This window comes from Pseudomonas paraversuta (genome assembly GCF_904063065.1).
Taxonomy (GTDB): Bacteria; Pseudomonadota; Gammaproteobacteria; order Pseudomonadales; family Pseudomonadaceae; genus Aquipseudomonas; species Aquipseudomonas paraversuta.
This window is the reverse complement of sequence record NZ_CAJFCL010000029.1, coordinates 1-580: the sequence shown is the minus strand read 5'-3', so window position 1 is coordinate 580 and position 580 is coordinate 1. Positions and strand designations below refer to the sequence as shown.

The following is a 580-nucleotide window of genomic DNA, read 5'->3' as shown; positions in this document are numbered from 1 at the left end:
CGCGGTTGCGGGCTTCGCAGAGAACGCAGACGCTGATGGGGACGCCGAGGACGATGCGGACGACGCGGCTGACGCTGATGCCGATGACGATGCCGATGCAGACGCGGATGCAGACGCGGACACGGATGCGGATGCCGATGCCGACGCCGACGCCGATGCCGATGCTGACGCTGATGCGGACGCCGATGCCGATGCTGACGCCGATGCCGATGCCGATGCCGATGCCGACGCGGATGCGGATGCGGATGCCGATGCCGATGCCGATGCTGACGCCGATGCCGATGCCGATGCCGATGCCGATGCCGACGCGGATGCGGACGCCGATGCTGATGCGGACGCCGACGCCGACGCGGATGCGGATGCGGATGCGGATGCGGACGCTGATGCTGATGCTGATGCCGATGCCGATGCCGATGCCGATGCGGATGCCGAAGGCGGTGCCGACGCCGATGCGGGTGCGGAGGCGGATGCGGATGCGGATGAGCAAGCGTAGTCGGCGACAGATGCAGCGGACAGCGACGGCGGCGAGTACGAAGCGGAGGCACTGATGGTGGCGGCAGACGAGGAGAGTGGTGAATGC

At 67.9% G+C, this 580-nt stretch carries 1 protein-coding gene; it reads left to right on the top strand.

The features are described 5' to 3' along the window. Window positions 1–493: hypothetical protein (locus JQ845_RS22770; protein ID WP_203009505.1), on the top strand; the 493-nt coding region annotated here is incomplete at its 5' end. Window positions 494–580: the final 87 nt, after the last annotated feature.